The organism is Variovorax sp. YR216 (genome assembly GCF_900107745.1).
GTDB lineage: Bacteria > Pseudomonadota > Gammaproteobacteria > Burkholderiales > Burkholderiaceae_C > Variovorax.
Map to the genome: position 1 here is coordinate 231,385 of NZ_FNRO01000005.1, position 18,286 is coordinate 249,670.

At 66.6% G+C, this 18,286-nt stretch carries 19 protein-coding genes; 4 read left to right on the forward strand and 15 right to left on the reverse strand.

The genetic code is table 11. From position 1 onward, the window contains the following. Nucleotides 1-43: 43 nt before the first annotated feature. From BLW05_RS17130 to BLW05_RS17145, 4 genes are all read right to left on the reverse strand, one after another. Nucleotides 44-685: a 2-hydroxychromene-2-carboxylate isomerase gene (locus BLW05_RS17130; RefSeq protein ID WP_093164425.1), complete on the reverse strand. Its 642-nt coding sequence runs from the start codon at nt 683-685 to the stop codon at nt 44-46. Further along, on the reverse strand, nt 682-840 hold the full coding sequence (locus tag BLW05_RS17135; protein ID WP_093164583.1) for a DUF1289 domain-containing protein: 159 nt from the start codon (nt 838-840) through the stop codon (nt 682-684). The genes BLW05_RS17130 and BLW05_RS17135 overlap by 4 nt, the downstream gene beginning before the upstream one ends. A gap of 74 nt (nt 841-914) precedes the next feature. Continuing rightward, nucleotides 915-1,403 carry a YbaK/EbsC family protein gene (locus BLW05_RS17140; protein ID WP_093164426.1) on the reverse strand — a complete coding sequence of 163 codons (489 nt, stop codon included), beginning with the start codon at nt 1,401-1,403 and terminating at the stop codon, nt 915-917. A 3-nt stretch (nt 1,404-1,406) separates the two neighbouring features. Beyond that, nucleotides 1,407-2,327 carry a hydroxymethylglutaryl-CoA lyase gene (locus BLW05_RS17145; RefSeq protein WP_093164428.1) on the reverse strand — a complete coding sequence of 307 codons (921 nt, stop codon included), beginning with the start codon at nt 2,325-2,327 and terminating at the stop codon, nt 1,407-1,409. A gap of 145 nt (nt 2,328-2,472) precedes the next feature. On the opposite strand from BLW05_RS17145, the gene BLW05_RS17150 reads away from it, so the two are divergent. Together BLW05_RS17150 and BLW05_RS17155 are read left to right on the forward strand one after the other, a co-directional pair. Next, entirely contained in the window at nt 2,473-2,991 is a 519-nt protein-coding gene (locus tag BLW05_RS17150) for a type VI secretion system amidase effector protein Tae4 (RefSeq protein WP_093164429.1), read from the forward strand. Next, nucleotides 2,988-3,236: a hypothetical protein gene (locus BLW05_RS17155; protein WP_143044845.1), complete on the forward strand. Its 249-nt coding sequence runs from the start codon at nt 2,988-2,990 to the stop codon at nt 3,234-3,236. The genes BLW05_RS17150 and BLW05_RS17155 overlap by 4 nt, the downstream gene beginning before the upstream one ends. Here the strand turns inward: BLW05_RS17155 and BLW05_RS17160 are convergent. The 8 genes from BLW05_RS17160 to BLW05_RS17195 are packed head-to-tail and all read right to left on the reverse strand — an operon-like array spanning nt 3,233 to nt 12,664. After that, the gene (locus tag BLW05_RS17160) at nt 3,233-4,162 is read right to left on the reverse strand and encodes a 2-hydroxyacid dehydrogenase (RefSeq protein WP_093164432.1); all 930 of its coding nucleotides are present in this window, start codon (nt 4,160-4,162) and stop codon (nt 3,233-3,235) included. The genes BLW05_RS17155 and BLW05_RS17160 overlap by 4 nt on opposite strands. A gap of 24 nt (nt 4,163-4,186) precedes the next feature. Then, nucleotides 4,187-6,181: an acetyl/propionyl/methylcrotonyl-CoA carboxylase subunit alpha gene (locus tag BLW05_RS17165; protein ID WP_093164434.1), complete on the reverse strand. Its 1,995-nt coding sequence runs from the start codon at nt 6,179-6,181 to the stop codon at nt 4,187-4,189. Then, a complete protein-coding gene (locus BLW05_RS17170; RefSeq protein WP_093164436.1) occupies nt 6,174-6,845 on the reverse strand; it encodes a DUF4126 domain-containing protein in 672 nt (223 codons plus the stop codon). Before BLW05_RS17170 ends, BLW05_RS17165 begins: the two co-directional genes overlap by 8 nt. Nucleotides 6,846-6,859: 14 nt before the next feature. Further along, on the reverse strand, nt 6,860-7,651 hold the full coding sequence (locus tag BLW05_RS17175) for an enoyl-CoA hydratase/isomerase family protein (RefSeq protein WP_093164438.1): 792 nt from the start codon (nt 7,649-7,651) through the stop codon (nt 6,860-6,862). Beyond that, nucleotides 7,648-8,163, reverse strand: a complete 516-nt coding sequence (locus BLW05_RS17180; RefSeq protein ID WP_093164440.1) for a DinB family protein — start codon at nt 8,161-8,163, stop codon at nt 7,648-7,650. Before BLW05_RS17180 ends, BLW05_RS17175 begins: the two co-directional genes overlap by 4 nt. A gap of 10 nt (nt 8,164-8,173) precedes the next feature. Next, nucleotides 8,174-9,775: a carboxyl transferase domain-containing protein gene (locus BLW05_RS17185; protein WP_093164442.1), complete on the reverse strand. Its 1,602-nt coding sequence runs from the start codon at nt 9,773-9,775 to the stop codon at nt 8,174-8,176. Beyond that, entirely contained in the window at nt 9,772-11,475 is a 1,704-nt protein-coding gene (locus BLW05_RS17190; protein WP_093164444.1) for an AMP-binding protein, read from the reverse strand. Before BLW05_RS17190 ends, BLW05_RS17185 begins: the two co-directional genes overlap by 4 nt. 16 nt (nt 11,476-11,491) lie before the next feature. Then, on the reverse strand, nt 11,492-12,664 hold the full coding sequence (locus BLW05_RS17195; protein ID WP_093164446.1) for an isovaleryl-CoA dehydrogenase: 1,173 nt from the start codon (nt 12,662-12,664) through the stop codon (nt 11,492-11,494). Between the two features lie 126 nt (nt 12,665-12,790). On the opposite strand from BLW05_RS17195, the gene BLW05_RS17200 reads away from it, so the two are divergent. Further along, on the forward strand, nt 12,791-13,834 hold the full coding sequence (locus BLW05_RS17200) for an AraC family transcriptional regulator (RefSeq protein WP_093164585.1): 1,044 nt from the start codon (nt 12,791-12,793) through the stop codon (nt 13,832-13,834). Nucleotides 13,835-13,975: 141 nt separating this feature from the next. Then, the gene (locus BLW05_RS17205) at nt 13,976-14,179 is read left to right on the forward strand and encodes a hypothetical protein (protein ID WP_093164448.1); all 204 of its coding nucleotides are present in this window, start codon (nt 13,976-13,978) and stop codon (nt 14,177-14,179) included. A gap of 39 nt (nt 14,180-14,218) precedes the next feature. Here the strand turns inward: BLW05_RS17205 and BLW05_RS17210 are convergent, their stop codons facing one another. The 3 genes from BLW05_RS17210 to thiC are packed head-to-tail and all read right to left on the reverse strand — an operon-like array spanning nt 14,219 to nt 18,211. Then, nucleotides 14,219-15,589, reverse strand: a complete 1,371-nt coding sequence (locus tag BLW05_RS17210; protein ID WP_177142688.1) for a patatin-like phospholipase family protein — start codon at nt 15,587-15,589, stop codon at nt 14,219-14,221. 7 nt (nt 15,590-15,596) lie between these two features. Then, a complete protein-coding gene (locus BLW05_RS17215; protein ID WP_093164450.1) occupies nt 15,597-16,289 on the reverse strand; it encodes an HAD family hydrolase in 693 nt (230 codons plus the stop codon). A gap of 38 nt (nt 16,290-16,327) precedes the next feature. After that, the gene (gene thiC / locus BLW05_RS17220; RefSeq protein WP_093164452.1) at nt 16,328-18,211 is read right to left on the reverse strand and encodes a phosphomethylpyrimidine synthase ThiC; all 1,884 of its coding nucleotides are present in this window, start codon (nt 18,209-18,211) and stop codon (nt 16,328-16,330) included. Between the last annotated feature and the right edge of the window lie 75 nt (nt 18,212-18,286).

An 18,286-nucleotide genomic window follows, 5' to 3' on the forward strand; every position in this document is an offset into this window, starting at 1 on the left:
TTAGGGTCTAACCCGCGGATCGCTTTTCAGCCTGTAGAAAATGTCAGCCTTTGTTGCGGCGCAGCGAAGGGCGCTGGTCAGCCGTGGCCCATTCGGCGCCGTCGAACCAGTCGTCACCGGCGAGGTAGGCGCGCAGCATGCCGAGGCCGTCGAAGCCCCAGAACTGGCGGCCGTCGACCTCGAACGTGGGCACGCCGAAGATGCCGCGCGCGATGGCCTCGTCGGTGTTCTTCTTGAGTTGCGCCTTCACCTCGTCGCCGCCCGCATCGCGCACCTGGCGCAACTGCGCAGCGAGCGCGGCAAGGCGGGCTTCGTCGCCCGGCTCGCCGCCGGTGCGCCAGATGTCGCGGAAGAGTGTCTCGGTCACGTGGCGATTGATGTCGCCGTCGGTCGATGTCGCGAGCGCCAACCGCAGGTGCGGCAGCGGATTGAAAGGATGCGTCGCCGGCATCTGGACCGGGATGCCGTTTTCGCGTCCCTGCCACAGGATGTGCCGGTAGGTCCATGTGCGCTTCGAAGGGATCTCCGCCGGCCCGAGCTGGCCGTGGTGCTTGAGCAGCGCACCGAAGAGCAGCGGCCGGTACGCCACGCTGTAGGTCAGCCCTTCGAGCGCCTGCGGCAGATGCTCGAAGGCGAGGTACGCGTAAGGCGAGATGAAGTCGAGATGGAAGGTGATGTGCTTCATGGCTTGTCTCCGGCGCTGGCGAGGAAGCCGGCCTGCGCACGCAGTTCGATGGCGCGCCACACGCCGCGCTTGTCGGCATCGCCCATGCGGCTCCATGCCGCAATCTCGTCGATGGTGCGCAGGCACCCTTCGCAGAAGCCGCTCTCCGGGTCCATCCGGCAGATCGAGATGCAGGGCGACGGCACGCCACTCGCGACCGCGCGTGCGGCAATGGCGCGGTCGACGACGCTCACACCACGTCCGCGACCGGCGCGCCGGTCAGGCCTTCGAGATCCTGCGGACGCAGCCGCACCACCGCGTGCGGATGGCCCGCGGCGGCCCAGATCTCGTCGAAGCGGAAGAGGTCGCGATCGATCAGCATCACCGGCTCGGTCGCGTGGCCGAACGGCGACACACCGCCGATCGAAAAACCGGTGCGCGACTTCACGAACTCCGCATCGGCGCGGCCGAGCTTGCCCACGATGGCCTCGACCTTCTTCTCGTCCACGCGCCTGTCGCCCGAGGTCACCACCAGCACCGCGCTCTCGTCCGACTTGCGGCGGAACACGATGCTCTTGGCGATCTGCCCGAGCTCGATGCCCAGCGCATCGGCGGCCTGCTGCGCGGTGCGCGCGGCGTCGTCGAGCATGCGCGGCGAATGCGGATGGCCCTTGTCCTGCAGCACGCGCGCGACGCGCTGCACGCCTTCGGGCAAGGAGGTCAGTTCAGCGCCACACATGGTTCAACCGGCCCTCTTGGTGCGGATGGCTTTCGACGCGCGCGAATTCGGCTCGCGGCCCAGTGCGTCGCTGATGTAGACGCCCGCATCGATCAGCTTGTCGAGATCGATGCCGGTTTCGATGCCCATGCCCTGCAGCATGTAGACCACGTCCTCGGTCGCGACATTCCCGGTCGCGCCCTTCGCGTAGGGGCAGCCGCCGAGCCCGGCCGACGAGGTGTCGAATTGCCACACGCCCATCTCCAGGCTCGCGAGCGTGTTGCCGAGCGCCTGTCCATAGGTGTCGTGGTAGTGGCCCGAGATGTCGTCGATGCCGTAGTGCTTGAGCGTGGCTTCCAGCGCGCGCTGCACCTTCACCGGCGTGCCCACGCCGATGGTGTCGGCCACGCCGACATGCTGCACGCCGATCTCCTTCATCAGCCCGGCCAGCATCTCGACGCGCTCCGGCGCGATCTCGCCTTCGTACGGACACCCCACGGTGCACGACATCGCACCGCGCACATAGATACCCTTCTCGCGCGCCGCCTCGACCACCGGCCGGAAGCGCTCGATGCTCTCCGCGATCGAGCAGTTGATGTTGCGCTGGCTGAAGGCCTCGCTCGCGGCGCCGAACACCACGATCTCGTCGGGCCACTCTTCGCGCGGCGCGGCGATCGCGGCCTCGAAGCCCTTCATGTTCGGCGTAAGCACCGAGTAGCGCACGCCAGGCTTGCGCCGGATGCCATGCATCACCTCCGCGTTGTCCGCCATCTGCGGAACCCACTTGGGAGAAACGAAGCTGGTGACTTCGATTTCCCTGAGGCCCGCGTCCTGCAGGCGATGGACGAGGCCGATCTTGACTTCGGCGGGGACCGGCTGCTTCTCGTTCTGCAGGCCGTCGCGCGGGCCGACGTCGACGATCTTGACTTTGGTGGGGTATTTCATCGGTATTACCTAGTTCATATGGCTGAAGCGTATGGCGTCCTGTTCCAGACGCTATGCCCTCGATGCTGAATCATTCAACGGACTGGAAGATTTGCTGCCAAGGCAGATAGTGCAAACTCTCTCGAAAATCAAAGGGAGCTCATCGATGACGATAGTGAAATTCTCGGATCTTTGGAAGAACCATCCTCACGTCACGGGGGAAGGGCCGGTATTGGACAAAAAGGTCTACAACGATCAATGCGCAATCAATCTGGCAGTCGCCCTAATCCGTTCCGGTATGAATCTCGACGGGTTCAAAGGCACGCGCTCATGGCAACAGGACCGTCCCAAGTACCCCATTCGCGCACAGGAACTCGCCGACTGGCTCGCACGAACGCCCACCGGCATTCCCTTCGGGCCCAAGAGATTCAAGGGCAACGAAATTGAGAACAAAGAATCCGGGGAATCAGTATTCGACAGAATTCCTCTCTCAGTAAGCACCGGTATCGTGTTCTTTCAGAACTACTGGGGATCGGGTCGACAAGGCGACCACATTGATCTGTGGAATAGCCGACGCTTGACTGACGTTTCCAGTTGGCTGCGACTACGCTACCGCATCTCATGGGAAGGCTACTGGTCCAACTATCTGAAATCGGAGTCCATCTGGTTCTGGCCGATCCCATGAAACGCTTGTTTTGCATAGCTCTGTGCATGATCGGTTCTGCGTTGCTAACCGCCGTCGCTTCGTTCTACATGATTGACGCGTTCTCGCTATGGTACGGACCGCGCTACATCAAAAATGACAAGGACATCACGACCATCTATCTCCTCTCCCTCGGCGTTTGGCTTGCAACAATTGTTGCCGGCGGTGCGGCAGGAAAGATGATTCACACCCGACTCTGTAAAGCACTGGCTCGACGTTCGAACTAGTATCCGCGCTGTGTATCGACCACGCCGGCAATGGGTTCTCCGCGGGACATCGCGCGGATCTTGCCGGCGATCTGCGCGATCGATGCCTCGCGCAGGGTGCGCGCCGAGCCGTGCGGCGTGACGTTGATCTTCGGGTGGTGCCAGAAAGGATGTTCGGCCGGCAGCGGCTCGACCTCGAACACATCGAGCGTCGCACCTGCGAGCTGGCCGCTGTCGAGCAGCGGGATCAGGTCGGCTTCGACCAGATGCGCGCCGCGCGCGACGTTGATGACGTAGCCGCCCGGCTTGCCGCCGTTGAGCTTCGAGAGCGTCTGGCGGTTCATGATGCCGCGCGTGTCGGGCGTGAGCGGCAGCAGGTTGACCAGCACGCGGGTCGCGCCGAGGAAGGCGTCGAAGTCCTTCTCGCCCGCATGACACCGCACGCCGGCCAGATCCTTCGGTGACCGGCTCCAGCCATTGACCGGGAATTCGAAGTGCTGCACCGCCTTCGCGACTCGCTCGCCGAGCACGCCCAGCCCCATGATCCCCACCGCGAAATCCTCACGCTCGCGCGGCTTGCGAAAGCTCCAGCGGCCCGCACGCGACTCGGCTTCGTACGCGTCGAACTCGCGGAAGTGGCGGATCAGGTAGTGGCAGACGTATTCCGCCATCTGCACCGCCATGCCGGCATCGTCGAGCCGCACCACGCGGGTCTGCGGCGGCACCTTGAGCTTGAGCAGCGCATCGACGCCAGCGCCGATGTTGAAGAGCCCCTTCAAGCCGGGTTGCTCATCCAGCATCTGCTGCGGCGGCGCCCAGACGACCGCGTGATCGGCCGGCGCAGCGCCGGGCTGCCAGGGTTCCACTTCGGCCTCGGGGAAGGCCGCCTGAAATCCCGCAACCCAGGCGTCGGGGCGGAGGTCGGTCAGGCTGACGAGGATTCGCATTCGGGAGGAAGTCATTCCCCGAGCTTAAGCGGCAATACGAAGCAGCTCTGCCCCCTCGGTGACCTGGTCGCCCGGCGCGAAGAGCAGTTCCTCGACCGTCCCGTCCGCAGGCGCGGCGATGGTGTGCTCCATCTTCATCGCCTCCATCACCGCCAGCGCCTGGCCGCGGCTGACCTTGTCGCCCGCCTTGACCGCGAAGGACACCACCTTGCCCGGCATCGGCGCGGTGAGGCGGCCGCCTTCGGCGTGCGTGTCGCCGGCATGCGCGAGGCGGTCGATCGCGGTGATCTTCGTCGCGCCGTCGGCGGCGAAGACGTGCGCGGTCGCCTGGTCCTCGTAGACGTTGAGCGTGTGCCGGTGGCCGTTGAACATCAGTTCGAGTTGGCCCGTCGGGAAGCTGCCGATTTCGAGCGGGCCGGAGACCTCACCCACGCTGAGCGCGAGCGCACCGTCGTGCAGGTAGCGCAGCTCGGCGTTCTTGGTCTCGCCGCGGAACTCGAACTCGAAGGGCCGCGTGGCGATGCCGTGCGATTGCCAGCCGTCGCGGCGGCTGAACGGATCGGCGCTTGCGGTCGCGCGTTCGGCCAGCAGGGTGTTCGCGATCGAGGCAGCGGCTGCGAGGGGCAGGCCCAGCGGCTCCTGGTCGAACAGCACCGCACGCTCGCGCTCGATCAGCGCGGTGTCGAGCTTGGCATGGGCGAACGAATCAGTGCGCAGGATGCCGCGCAGGAACTGCACGTTGGTCGCCACGCCCACGATGTGCGTCTGCGCCAGCGCCTGGTCGAGCCGCGCGAGCGCCTCTTCGCGCGTCGCGCCGTGCACGATGAGCTTGGCGATCATCGAGTCGTAGAAGGGCGAGATCACGCCGCCTTCGCGCACGCCGTCGTCGATGCGCACGCGGCTGCGCTGGAAGGCAGTGGCCTGCGGCTTGCGGTACACGTGCAGCGTGCCGGTGGCGGGCAGGAAGTTGTTGTCGGGGTTCTCGGCGCAGATGCGCGCCTCGATCGCATGGCCGTGGATCTGCAACTGCTCCTGCTTCAGCGGCAAGGGCTCGCCCGAGGCCACGCGCAACTGCCATTCGACGAGGTCGAGGCCGGTGATCGCCTCGGTCACCGGGTGCTCCACCTGCAGGCGCGTGTTCATCTCCATGAAGAAGAAATTCATGCTGCCGTCGTCGCGCTGCTCGACGATGAATTCCACCGTGCCCGCGCCGACGTAGTTGACCGCGCGCGCGGCGGCCACAGCCGCCTCGCCCATCTGCTTGCGCATCGCCTCGGTCATGCCGGGCGCGGGCGCTTCTTCCAGCACCTTCTGGTGGCGCCGCTGCACCGAGCAGTCGCGCTCGAAGAGGTAGACGTAGTTGCCGTGCGTGTCGCCGAAGACCTGGATCTCGATGTGGCGCGGGCGCTGCACGTATTTCTCGATCAGCACGGCATCGTCGCCGAAGCTGTTGATCGCCTCGCGCTGGCACGACGCCAGCGCGGCTGCGAAGTCGCCCTTCTTCTCGACGATGCGCATGCCCTTGCCGCCGCCGCCGGCGCTGGCCTTGATGAGCACCGGGTAGCCGATGCGGTCGGCCTCGCTCTGCAGCAGTTCGGGGTTCTGGTCGCTGCCGTGGTAGCCGGGCACCAGCGGCACATCGGCCTTTTCCATCAGCTGCTTGGACTCGGCCTTGAGGCCCATCGCCTTGATCGCCGACGGCGGCGGGCCGATGAAGACCAGGCCGGCATTGGCGCAGGCCTGCGCGAATTCCTCGTTCTCGCTCAGGAAGCCGTAGCCCGGATGCACCGCTTCGGCGCCCTTGGACTTCGCGGCTTCGAGGATCTTCTCCCAGCGCAGGTAGCTTTCCTTCGGCGCACTGCCGCCAAGGTGAACCGATTCGTCGCAGGCGCGCACATGGCTGGCGTGCGCGTCGGCATCGGAGTACACCGCGACGGTGCGGATCGCCATGCGGCGTGCTGTGGCCGCGACACGGCAGGCGATCTCGCCACGGTTGGCGATGAGGATCTTCTTAAACATTCGATGAGTCTCCAGGAGGATTCTTCTTGAGCTGGAAGGCCGGCGTCACGCCGGGATCGGGCCGCCCGCTGAAGATGCGGGCCACGCGGGCGAAGAGGGATCTGAGGAAGCGCCAGCTCTTGCGAATGAGCCATACGCTGAAGACCAGCACGGCGATGAAGAGGATGCCGAACACCAGCGGATGCACGACCGCGAGCCAGAGGCTGACCGGCACCACGCTGTCCTCGACCAGCGACGCGCCGACGTTGCTGAAGGGTTCGGGCGAGGTGTTGATGGCCGCGCGCGTCGTCGCCTTCGCCGCATGCGCGGTGGCAGCGAAGCCGCCGCCCAGCAGCGCGGCGACGAGCGCCATCACCGCATGGTCGGCACCGAACACGCCCGCTGCCAGAGCGGCTCCGGCGGGGATGCGGATCACGGTGTGGACCATGTCCCAGAGCGAATCGAGGCCCGGGATCTTGTCGGCGAAGAACTCGACGAACACCATGAACCCGCTCGCCACCAGCACCACCGGGTGCGCCAGCAGTTGCAGGCCGCCGGGCAACTGCACCCAGCCGAGGTAGCCCGCGAGACCGGTCAGCAGCACGACGAGGTACAGCCGCACGCCGCTGGCCCAGCCGAGTGCGGCAGCCAACGCGAGCAATTGCGGCATGTCCAGGGCGTCCATGGTCGTCCGATGCGTCAGTTCAACCAGGAAGGCTTGCGCTTCTGAAGGAAGGCCTGCACGCCTTCACGGCCCTCTTCGCTTGCGCGGATGTCCGCGATGCCCTCGACCGTCTTCGCGACGAGTGCATCGTCGATCTCGCGGCCGGCAACGTCGGCGATCAGCGTCTTGCAGGCACGCACCGCCGCCGGGCTCGCACCGGTCAGTGCTTTCACGATCTCGGCCACCTTGGCATCGAGCGCATCGGCGGCAACGACCTCGTGCACGAAGCCGATGCGGTGCGCCTCCGCGGCCGCGAAGCGCTCGGCCGTGAGGAACCAGCGCTGCGAAGCTCGCGTGCCCATCGCGCGCAGCACGTAGGGGCTGATGGTCGCCGGGATCAGGCCGATCTTCACTTCGCTCAGGCAGTACCAGGCCGTATCCACGCTCACTGCGATGTCGCACGCGGCCACGAGCCCCATGCCGCCCGCGTAGACATCGCCCTGCACGCGCGCGATGGTGGGCTTGGGACAGTCGGCGATGGTGCGCAGCATGGTCGCCAGCTTGCCCGCATCGGCGACGTTCTCGTCACGCGTGTAGTCGGCCATGCGCTTCATCCAGTTGAGGTTCGCGCCCGCGCAGAAGGCCGGTCCGTTCGCACCGAGAACGATGGCCCGGACCTGCGACGACGCACCGGCTTCGATGAACGCCTGCGTCAGCTCGGCGATCACGATGTCGTCGAAGGCGTTGCGCAGCTCGGGCCGGTTGAGCCAGATGCGCGCGACCGCGCCTTCGATGGAGAGTTCGAGTGTGGTGAACGAGGTGCTCATGATGAGGAACGGGACTCTTGTTGCAGCAGGTAGACCCAGTCGAGCTCCGGTCCCGGATGGACCATCGCCGTCAGTGCAGCGGTCAGCTGCCCGCGATGATGGGTCGCGTGGTTGAAGACATGGCCAAGCGCCGGTGCGAAGGGGATCCGCACCTCTTCGCCGTTGTTGCGCACATAGACCAGCTCGCCATCGAAGCGCTCCGACGTCAGCGTCGCGAGCCACGGGCTCCAGCGCGCCACGGCTTCGCGCAAGGCCTTGCACACTTCGGCGCGATCCCCATGCAGCTCGGTATCGAGCGGCATGCGCGGCGAGCGCCCCTCGGCAAAGCGCGAGAACCAGATGTTGTCGGTCAGCAGCAGGTGGTTGACCGTGCGGTGCACGGAACGGAAGTACAGGCCGCAGTCGCGATGCCAGTCGTCGTCGGACAGTCCGCGCAGGTTCGTGTCGATCAGCTTGTACGTGGCCCAGACGTGATAGCGCGCGAGGCTCGCGAAGTAGTTCGGCAGCGTCATGGCGAACCTCTCACATGCGGAAGATGCCGAACTTCGGCTCGGGGATCGGCGCATTGCGCGTGGCGGCGAGCCCCAGCGCCAACACCCGGCGCGTGTCGGCCGGGTCGATGATGCCGTCGTCCCACAGGCGCGCCGTGGCGTAGTACGGATGGCCCTGCACTTCGTACTGCTGGCGAATCGGCGACTTGAAGGCCTCTTCTTCCTCGGCGCTCCATTGCCCGCCCTTGGCCTCGATGCCGTCGCGCTTGACGGTGGCGAGCACGCTCGCGGCCTGCTCGCCGCCCATCACGCTGATGCGCGCGTTGGGCCACATCCAGAGGAAGCGCGGTGAGTACGCGCGACCGCACATGCCGTAGTTGCCCGCGCCGAAGCTGCCGCCGATGATGATCGTGAACTTGGGCACGTTGGCCGTGGCCACTGCCGTCACCATCTTGGCGCCATGGCGCGCGATGCCTTCGTTCTCGTACTTTCGGCCCACCATGAAGCCGGTGATGTTCTGCAGGAACACCAGCGGGATCTTGCGCTGGCAGCACAGCTCGATGAAGTGCGCGCCCTTCTGCGCCGATTCGGAGAACAGGATGCCGTTGTTGGCGACGATGCCCACCGGCATGCCCTCGATTTCGGCGAAGCCGCAGACCAGCGTGCTGCCGAAGCGGGCCTTGAACTCGTGGAACTCGCTGCCGTCGACGATGCGCGCGATGATCTCGCGCACGTCGAAGGGCTTGCGCGTGTCGACGGGGATCACGCCATAGAGCTCCTCGGCCGCGTACTCCGGTGCACGCGGCGCGGGCGCATCGCTTTTCGGCGCGCGTGCGTTGAGGTTGGCGACCGCCGTGCGCGCCAGCGCGAGCGCGTGCAGGTCGTTCTGCGCCAGGTGATCGGCCACGCCCGAGAGCCGCGTGTGCACGTCGCCGCCACCGAGGTCTTCGGCCGTCACGACTTCACCGGTCGCCGCCTTCACGAGCGGCGGGCCGCCCAGGAAGATGGTGCCCTGGTTCTTGACGATGATGCTTTCGTCGCTCATCGCGGGCACATACGCGCCGCCGGCCGTGCACGAACCCATGACCACCGCGATCTGCGCGATGCCCTGCGCGCTCATGTTCGCCTGGTTGTAGAAGATGCGGCCGAAGTGCTCGCGGTCCGGAAACACCTCGTCCTGGTTCGGCAGGTTGGCGCCGCCCGAATCGACCAGGTAGATGCACGGCAGGCGGTTCTGCTCGGCGATCTCCTGCGCACGCAGGTGCTTCTTGACCGTCATCGGGTAGTAGGTGCCGCCCTTCACCGTCGCGTCGTTGCAGACGATCATGCAGTCGACGCCGCTGACGCGCCCGATGCCCGCGATGAGGCCCGCGCCGGGTGCGGCGCCGTGGTACATCGCATGCGCGGCGAGCGGCGAGATCTCCAGGAACGGTGTGCCGGGGTCGAGCAGCTGCGCGACGCGATCACGCGGCAGCAGCTTGCCGCGCGCCGTGTGCTTGCTGCGTGCGGCCTCGCCGCCGCCGGCCTCGACCTTCGCGAACTGGACGCGCAGGTCGTCGACCAGCGCGCGCATCGCGGTGGCATTGGCCTGGAATTCGGCCGAACGGGCGTTGAGTTGGGTCTCCAGCTTCATGCAGTTCTTTCTTCGTCGAGGCCGAGGCGGCCCTTCATCGCTTCGCGGATCTTGAATTTCTGGATCTTGCCGGTCACGGTCATCGGGAATTCGGTGACGAACTCGATGTAGCGCGGCACCTTGTAGTGCGCGATCTGGCCCTTGCAGAATTCGCGGATCTCGTCGGCCGTGGCAGTCTGGCCGGGCTTGACGATGATCCAGGCGCAGAGCTCCTCGCCGTATTTCTTGTCGGGCAGGCCGACCACCTGCACGTCCTGCACCTTCGGGTGGCGGTAGAGAAATTCCTCGATCTCGCGCGGGTAGATGTTCTCGCCGCCGCGGATCACGAGGTCCTTGATGCGGCCGACGATGTTGACGTAGCCCTCGTCGTCCATCGTGGCGAGGTCGCCGGTGTGCATCCAGCCGTCGGTGTCGATGGCTTCGCGGGTCTTCTCGGGGTCTTCCCAGTAGCCGTGCATCACCGAATAGCCGCGCGTGCAGAACTCGCCCGACTGGCCGCGCGGGACGATGTCGCCGGTGACCGGGTCGACGATCTTGATCTCCAGGTGCGGCTGCACCGTGCCGACGGTCGACACGCGCTTTTCGAGCGGCGTGTCCGTCGAGCTCTGGCAGCTCACGGGGCTGGTCTCGGTCATGCCGTAGGCGATGGTGATCTCGCGCAGGTGCATCTGCTCGACCACTCGCTTCATGACTTCGGTGGGGCACGGCGAGCCGGCCATGATGCCGGTGCGCAAGGTCGAGAGATCGAACTCCTTGAAGCGCGGATGGTCGAGCTCGGCGATGAACATCGTCGGCACGCCATGCAGGCCGGTGCACTTCTCGTCCTGCACCGTCTGCAGGACCGTGATCGGATCGAAGCCGTCATTGGGATAGACGATGGCGCTGCCGTGCGTGATGCACGCGAGGTTGCCCAGCACCATGCCGAAGCAGTGATAGAGCGGCACCGGGATGCACAGCCGGTCGGCCGGCGTGAGCTTCATGCACTCGCCGATGAAGAAGCCGTTGTTGAGGATGTTCCGGTGCGTGAGCGTCGCGCCCTTCGGGAAGCCGGTGGTGCCGCTGGTGAACTGGATGTTGATCGGGTCGGTGGCCTTCAACGTCTTCCCGGCGGCGGCGACCTTCGGGTCGTCGGCCGAGCCGCTTTCGAGCAGCGCGGAAAAGCGCATCAGGCCCGGCTGCTCACCACTGTCGGCCGGCGTGTCGATCCACGCCACCGTGCGCAGGTGCGGCAGGCGTGCGGCCTTCAGCTCGCCGGGCTTCGCAGCAGCGAGCTCGGGCGCCAACTCGCGCAGCATGCCGACGTACTCGCTGGTCTTGAAGCTCTTCATCGTCACCAGCGCCTTGCACGCGACCTTGTTGAGCGCGTATTCGAGCTCCGAGGTGCGGTAGGCCGGGTTGATGTTGACCAGGATGATCCCGACCTTCGCGGTTGCGATCTGCATCAGCACCCACGGTACGTTGTTGTGCGACCAGATGCCGACGCGGTCGCCGGACTGCAGGCCAAGCTTCAGCAGTGCGCTGGCGAGCCGGTTCGATTCGCGCTGCAGTTCGAGGTAGCTCAGGCGCTTCTTCTCATGCGCGCTGACCAGCGCGTCGCGGTCGCCTTGCCGCGCGGCCATGTCGTCGAAGAAATCGCCGATGGTCTGCTCGATCAGCGGCACGTCGGTGGCGCCTTGCGCCAGGCTGGGCTTCGAGGTCATGTGCGCCTCCTGCGGGTCAGGCCGTCTCGGAGAACAGTTCGCGGCCGATCAGCATGCGGCGGATTTCGCTGGTGCCGGCGCCGATCTCGTAGAGCTTGGCGTCGCGCCACAGGCGTTCGACCGGGAAGTCCTTGGTGTAGCCCACGCCGCCCAGCGCCTGGATCGCTTCGCCGGCCATCCAGGTCGCCTTCTCGGCGGAGTAGAGGATCGCGCCGGCCGCGTCCTTGCGGAAAGTGCGCGCATGGTCGTTGCGGTCGCAGGCCTTGCCGACCGCGTACACGTACGCGCGCGTCGCTTGCCAGGTCGAATACATGTCGGCCACCTTGCCCTGCATGAGCTGGAACTCGCCGATGCTCTGGCCGAACTGCTTGCGCTCGTGGATGAAAGGCAGCACCGTGTCCATGCACGCGGCCATGATGCCCAGCGGGCCGCCCGAGAGCACGGCGCGCTCGTAGTCGAGGCCGCTCATCAGCACCTTGGCGCCCATGCCCTCGCCGCCGAGCACGTTCTCTTCCGGCACTTCGCAGTTGTCGAAGAAGAGCGGGAAGGTGTTCGATCCGCGCATGCCCAGCTTATCGAGCTTGGTGCCGGCCGAGAAGCCCTTGAAGCCCTTCTCGACGATGAAGGCGGTCATGCCGCGCGCGCCCATCTCCGGCTCGGTCTTGGCGTAGATGACCAGCGTGTCGGCATCGCCGCCGTTGGTGATCCACATCTTGCCGCCGTTGAGCACGTAGCGGTCGCCCTTCTTCTCGGCGCGCAGCTTCATGCTGACCACGTCGGAGCCGGCATTGGGTTCGCTCATCGCCAGCGCACCGACGTGCTCGCCGCTGACCAGCTTGGGCAGGTATTTCTTCTTCTGCGCCTCGCTGCCGTTGCGGTGGATCTGGTTCACGCACAGGTTGGAGTGCGCGCCGTACGACAGGCCGACCGAGGCCGATGCGCGCGAGACTTCTTCCATCGCCACGATGTGCGCGAGGTAGCCCAGCTGCGTGCCGCCGTATTCCTCGCTCACGGTCATGCCGTGCAGGCCGAGGTCGCCCAGCTTCTTCCAGAGGTCGTGGGGAAACAGGTTGTCGCGGTCGATGTCGGCGGCGCGCGGCGCGATTTCCTCGGCGGCGAAGTGCTGGATGGCGTCGCGCAGGGAATCGATGGTGTCGCCCAGGTCGAAGTTCAGGCCGGGATCGTGCATTGGGTTGTCTCCTGTTGGGTCGGCGGCGCGCGGATGTCACGCGCGGAAAAGTTGCAGCTTACGCCGTGTGCCGTTGCAATTGGCGCCACAATGGTTGCAAATCGCGCCACCATCCGACGCCCGCTCATGTCCTCGTCCCCGCTCCGAAGCAGCCGCCGCGCGGCCACGCCGATGGCCTTTGTCAAAGCCATCGCGCTGGGCTATGAACGCTACGGCATGGACCCGTCGGCCGCCTTGGCGGAGGCACAGATCGCGCCGCATGAGGTGGACAACCCCGACGCCCGGGTGACGGCGGCGCAGTTCGAGGTGCTGTCGGGCTTCGCGATGCAGGAGCTCGACGACGAGGCGCTCGGCTGGTTCTCGCGCCGCCTGCCCTGGGGCACCTACGGGATGCTCTGCCGCGCATCGCTCGGCGCGCCCGACCTCGGCGTCGCGATCAAGCGCTGGTGCCGCCACCATCGCCTGCTCACGGAAGACATCGCACTCGACCTGTCGACGGCCGGCGGCACGGCGACCGTGGCGATCACCGAGCGCCGCGACCTCGGGGCGTTCCGCGAGTTCTGCCTGGTCACCAGCCTCCGGTTCCTGCACGGCTATGCCAGCTGGGCGATCGATTCACGCGTGTCGCTGAGCGCGGCCGCCTTCTCGTACGCGGCGCCGCGCCATCGCGACGCCTATCCGCTGATGTTCGGCGGCGAACTGCGCTTCGGCGCCGACCGCACCAGCTACAGCTTCGACGAGCGCTACCTCGCGATGCCCCTGCTGCGCGACGAACGCGCACTGCGGACGATGCTCCGGCGCGCCCTGCCGCTCACCGTGCTGCAGTACCGGCGCGACCGGCTGCTGGGCCAACGGGTGCGCGAACTGCTGCGCACCCGCGGGCCGGAGGCCGGCAACGCCGAGTCGATCGCGGCGCTGCTGAACCTCTCCAGCCGCACCCTGCACCGCCAGTTGCAGGAAGAAGGCATCTCGCTCCAGGCGCTGAAGGATGAGGTCCGCCACGAATTGGCCGCCGAACAGCTCCGCCGCACCGAACGGCCGATCAAGCAGATCGCCCTGGCGGTGGGTTTTCGCAACGAGAAGAGCTTTTCGCGGGCGTTTCGCGCCTGGAGCGGGCTGACGCCCGGCGCGTTCAGGCAGCGGGGCCTGCTGCAGCGCAGCGGCGTTTGAGCACCCCCTTAACAATTTCAGACTTTTCGTACATACAAAGAACGCGCTCCAGGCCCTAATCCGTGAACAATTCCGCGCCGGATGCACTCCAGGAGTGCCTCCCGGCCCGGCACTACATCTCTGCGGCCCTAGTATTACGAAATGCAACAAATCCCCGACACCGACAGTTCCGATTTCGCCGATCTCATGGATTTCATCGCCACGTCGGGACGCACGCGCAACGGGGCTTTCGTGAACGAGAACGCCGACCAGCTGGTCATGAACATGTGGGCCGACCGGGCGCAGGCCATGACCCAATCGCTCGTCGCCGTGGCCAAGGCCGCGTCGGTGCTCGGCAACCGCTGATATTTCCCCCTCCGGGCGGGCCTTGGCCCCGCCCGCGTCTCAATCGTCCTTCACCCCCAGCGACTGCTTCAGCGCCTGGAAATCGGCGGAACGCCGCAGCGCGCTCCGCCCGGCGGCGATCAACCGGGTGACCTCCTCGTCGCTGATCGAGAACGCGGTCGGCACTTGTAACAGCCGCAGCCGCAATTCGCCGTCCGCGGCGTCTCGCAGATTGGCCTGCACCACGTGGATTTCTGCGTCGGGCGCGAAGGCGTCGGCGCCGGAACTGCGGCGGCGCAGATCCTCGCGCCACTGCCGGGCGGTATCCAGAAGGAATTCCTGCGTCTCGAGCGTGGCGCGCGCGCCGGCGCCGAAAAGCAGTGTGTCGGTCACCTGACGGATGCCGGGCACCCGGTCGCTCTGGTCGATGTTGTTGGCCGGGTCGCGCGCCGAATTCACGCTGATCACCACCAGTTTCCGCACACTTCCGGGGGGGATGCCGACCTCCTCGAAGCTCTCGCGCAGCCCACCGCCGAGCAGCGCCCGGTCGAGCAGCCGCCGCACCGCGAGGTTGTCGGCGACGCCGCCGTCGACCAGATGGATGAACGGCCGCGCGTGGGCGTCGAGGTAGCTGTTCGCCTGCATGCGGAACATGCGCGCCCGGTAGTTCGCGCCGCCCACCGTTGCGAGGCGCGGCGTGATGCCCCGGTCCTGGCACACCTGCGCATGGTTCTGGAGCGTCATCGGGCTGAGAAGGACCGGGACGGCCGACGACGCCGCGACCGCGAACGAGAGCGGCACGGTCTGCAGGTCGGAGCAGATCAGCTCGAACTGGTCCTGCGTGAATTCGAAGGGGGTTCCGAGCGACATGTCCGTCGCCGCGATCACCAGTTGCGGGTGCCGCGGATCGTTCTCGATGTCGGCGTAGGTCTTGCCCTGGTAGATCGCGTCGAGCCGCCGCGCCAGCAGGTGCGAGCGGCCGTACCAGGGCGAGGTCAGGTCGTGCAGGCTGCTCGGCCGGAGCGCCTGCAGGATCAGGCTGTTCTGGAAGTTCTGGCGCAGGAAGATGGTTTCGAAATTCGGCAAGCCCTCGGCGCCGAAAGCCGCGTAGTAGGCCGCCAGGATGCTCCCGCCCGACACACCGCTGATGACATCGGTGGCGTTGAGCAGATCGGTCTCGCGGCCGTTCCACTGGAATCTGGTGTCGCGCAGCTCCTCGAGCACGCCGTAGCCGAAAGCGGCCGCGCGCGCACCGCCGCCGGACAGCGTGACCGCCACCAGGATGGTCGGATCGCGCTGCGCGGTCGCGATGATGGCCGATCGCGGCGGCGGGTTCTCAGGCAGCGGATCGTTGATCCATGGCCGCAGCGACGAGCAGGCCGAAAGGCATGCGGCGATCAGGACTGGCCATAACGCGCGCAGGCCCCGCATAGACGTTTCAGGCGGGGACGAAACGCCAATCGGCGAGCAGCCCGGGAAGCTGCGCCATGTCCGTGAACACATGCGCCGCGCCGACCGCGCGCAGCGCCTCGGGCCCGCTGTGGCCCAGGTCGCTCGGGCTGTAGCCGAAGACGGTGGCGCCGGCCGCAACCCCGGCGCTGGCGCCGGTGACCGTGTCCTCGACCACCGCACAACGCGCCGGATCGACCCCGAGGGCCTCCGCCGCCGCGAGGTAGACGTCGGGCGCCGGCTTGGAGCGCGGCATCTCGTGCCCGCTGAACACCCGGCCCTTGAAGCAGTCGAGGATGCCGATCTTGTCGAGCTGCAGTTCGACCTTGAAGCGATCGGCGCCCGATGCGCAGGCAATGCGGCCCTCGAGCCCCGCATGCAGCGCCCGCACCGCCGTCGCAGCACCCGGAATGGCCACGAGCTCCCGCTCCAGCGCGATGTTGCGCCGCTCGCGGAAGCCGACGAGCCACTCCGGCGTGAGGGTGAAGCCGGTGCGCGCCTGGATCAAAGTCGCCTCGTCCTTCACGGCCTTGCCGGTGAAGATGCGCATGCACTCCTCGACCGTCAACGCCCAGCCCAGCTCGCCGAGCATTTCTGCCAGGACGCGGTTGGTGATGGGCTCGGAATCGACAAGGACGCCGTCGCAGTCGAAAAGGACGGCATCGAAAGGAAAGGCACGCATGGCGCCGATCCTATCAACGAAGCCCTTTCAGCTCCATGTCAGACGACGGGCTTGACCGGGATGTAAATCTCGCCGCCTCCCGCCTTGAACTCCGCGGACTTGCCGGCCATGCCCGCCTCGACCGCAGCGCCTTCGTCGAGGCCCTTCTGTGCCGCGTACTCGCGCACTTCCTGCGTGATCTTCATCGAGCAGAACTTCGGACCGCACATCGAGCAGAAGTGCGCAACCTTGCTGCTGTCCTTGGGCAGCGTCTCGTCATGGAATTCGCGTGCGGTGTCGGGGTCGAGGCCGAGGTTGAACTGGTCCTGCCAGCGGAAGTCGAAACGCGCCTGCGAGAGCGCGTCGTCGCGCGCCCGCGCACCCGGGTGGCCCTTGGCGACGTCCGCCGCGTGCGCAGCGATCTTGTACGCGATGATCCCCTGCTTCACATCGTCCCGGTCCGGCAGGCCCAGGTGCTCCTTGGGCGTGACGTAGCAGAGCATCGCGGTGCCGAACCAGCCGATCATCGCGGCGCCGATCGCGCTGGCGATGTGGTCGTAGCCGGGCGCGATGTCGATGGTCAGCGGGCCCAGTGTGTAGAACGGGGCCTCGTGACAGTGCTTGAGCTGCTCGTCCATGTTGGCCTGGACCAGGTGCATCGGCACATGGCCCGGGCCTTCGATCATGGTCTGCACGTCGTGCTTCCAGGCGATCTGCGTGAGCTCGCCGAGCGTGCGCAGTTCGGCGAACTGGGCCTCGTCATTGGCATCCGATGCACAGCCGGGCCGCAAGCCGTCGCCGAGCGAGAAGCTCACGTCGTACGCCTTCATGATGTCGCAGATGTCCTCGAAGTGCGTGTAGAGGAAGCTCTCCTTGTGATGCGCGATGCACCACTTGGCCATGATCGAGCCGCCGCGCGAGACGATGCCGGTGCGCCGGTTGGCGGTCAGATGGATGAACGGCAGCCGCAGCCCCGCGTGGATGGTGAAGTAGTCGACGCCCTGCTCGGCCTGCTCGATCAGCGTGTCGCGGTAGATCTCCCAGGTGAGGTCCTCGGCGACGCCGCCGACCTTCTCCAGCGCCTGGTAGATGGGCACCGTGCCGATCGGCACCGGGCTGTTGCGCACGATCCAGTCGCGGGTGGTGTGGATGTTGCGGCCGGTGGAGAGGTCCATCACGTTGTCCGCGCCCCAGCGGATCGCCCACACGAGCTTCTCCACTTCCTCCTCGATGCTCGAGGTCACGGCCGAATTGCCGATGTTGGCGTTGATCTTGACCTTGAAGTTGCGCCCGATCGCCATCGGCTCGACTTCCGGGTGGTTGATGTTGGCCGGGATGATCGCGCGGCCGCGCGCCACTTCGTCGCGCACGAACTCGGGCGTGATGATCTTCGGGATGCTTGCGCCCATCGGGTTGCCGGCGAGGCGCTTCTCGCGCGCGGCATCGGCCATGTACTCGGCCATCCATTCGCGGCGGCCGTTCTCGCGCAGTGCAACGTATTCCATCTCGGGCGTGACGATGCCGCGGCGTGCGTAGTGCATCTGCGTGACGTTCGCGCCGGACTTGGCGCGGCGCGGCGTGCGCTGCAGGCTCGCTGCGCCGGCGCGCAGCTCGGCGATGCGCTGCGCATCGCGGTCGGCGTGCGTCGCGCCGTCGTCGATGGCCTTGTGGATGCGGCCTTCGTAGCTCTCGGTGTCGCCGCGCTCGGCGATCCACGCTTCGCGCACACCGGGAAGGCCGCGCCGCACGTCGATCTCGACGGAAGGATCGGTATACGGGCCGGAGGTGTCGTAGAGCGACACGCACTCGCCGTTGGTCAAACGCACGTCGCGCACCGGCACTCGCAGGTCGGGCCGGCTGCCAGTGATGGCGCCCTTGGTGGAAGCGGGGAAAGGCTCACGCGTCAGCGTGAGGAGAGAGGCGAACTTGTCGACGGCATTCATGCGGGGCACTCCTGGTTGGGTTCAACGGGGTGCTCCGCAATCGCTCCACTGATGGATGCCGGGCTTGGATGATGG

Excerpts from the sequence above, each read along its gene's own strand:
- BLW05_RS17130 (WP_093164425.1), bottom strand. The coding sequence starts at position 685 with ATGAAGCACATCACCTTCCATCTCGACTTCATCTCGCCTTACGCGTAC.
- BLW05_RS17135 (WP_093164583.1), bottom strand. The coding sequence starts at position 840 with ATGGACCCGGAGAGCGGCTTCTGCGAAGGGTGCCTGCGCACCATCGAC.
- BLW05_RS17140 (WP_093164426.1), bottom strand. The coding sequence starts at position 1,403 with ATGTGTGGCGCTGAACTGACCTCCTTGCCCGAAGGCGTGCAGCGCGTC.
- BLW05_RS17145 (WP_093164428.1), bottom strand. The coding sequence starts at position 2,327 with ATGAAATACCCCACCAAAGTCAAGATCGTCGACGTCGGCCCGCGCGAC.
- BLW05_RS17150 (WP_093164429.1), top strand. The coding sequence starts at position 2,473 with ATGACGATAGTGAAATTCTCGGATCTTTGGAAGAACCATCCTCACGTC.
- BLW05_RS17155 (WP_143044845.1), top strand. The coding sequence starts at position 2,988 with ATGAAACGCTTGTTTTGCATAGCTCTGTGCATGATCGGTTCTGCGTTG.
- BLW05_RS17160 (WP_093164432.1), bottom strand. The coding sequence starts at position 4,162 with ATGCGAATCCTCGTCAGCCTGACCGACCTCCGCCCCGACGCCTGGGTT.
- BLW05_RS17165 (WP_093164434.1), bottom strand. The coding sequence starts at position 6,181 with ATGTTTAAGAAGATCCTCATCGCCAACCGTGGCGAGATCGCCTGCCGT.
- BLW05_RS17170 (WP_093164436.1), bottom strand. The coding sequence starts at position 6,845 with ATGGACGCCCTGGACATGCCGCAATTGCTCGCGTTGGCTGCCGCACTC.
- BLW05_RS17175 (WP_093164438.1), bottom strand. The coding sequence starts at position 7,651 with ATGAGCACCTCGTTCACCACACTCGAACTCTCCATCGAAGGCGCGGTC.
- BLW05_RS17180 (WP_093164440.1), bottom strand. The coding sequence starts at position 8,163 with ATGACGCTGCCGAACTACTTCGCGAGCCTCGCGCGCTATCACGTCTGG.
- BLW05_RS17185 (WP_093164442.1), bottom strand. The coding sequence starts at position 9,775 with ATGAAGCTGGAGACCCAACTCAACGCCCGTTCGGCCGAATTCCAGGCC.
- BLW05_RS17190 (WP_093164444.1), bottom strand. The coding sequence starts at position 11,475 with ATGACCTCGAAGCCCAGCCTGGCGCAAGGCGCCACCGACGTGCCGCTG.
- BLW05_RS17195 (WP_093164446.1), bottom strand. The coding sequence starts at position 12,664 with ATGCACGATCCCGGCCTGAACTTCGACCTGGGCGACACCATCGATTCC.
- BLW05_RS17200 (WP_093164585.1), top strand. The coding sequence starts at position 12,791 with ATGTCCTCGTCCCCGCTCCGAAGCAGCCGCCGCGCGGCCACGCCGATG.
- BLW05_RS17205 (WP_093164448.1), top strand. The coding sequence starts at position 13,976 with ATGCAACAAATCCCCGACACCGACAGTTCCGATTTCGCCGATCTCATG.
- BLW05_RS17210 (WP_177142688.1), bottom strand. The coding sequence starts at position 15,589 with ATGCGGGGCCTGCGCGCGTTATGGCCAGTCCTGATCGCCGCATGCCTT.
- BLW05_RS17215 (WP_093164450.1), bottom strand. The coding sequence starts at position 16,289 with ATGCGTGCCTTTCCTTTCGATGCCGTCCTTTTCGACTGCGACGGCGTC.
- thiC (WP_093164452.1), bottom strand. The coding sequence starts at position 18,211 with ATGAATGCCGTCGACAAGTTCGCCTCTCTCCTCACGCTGACGCGTGAG.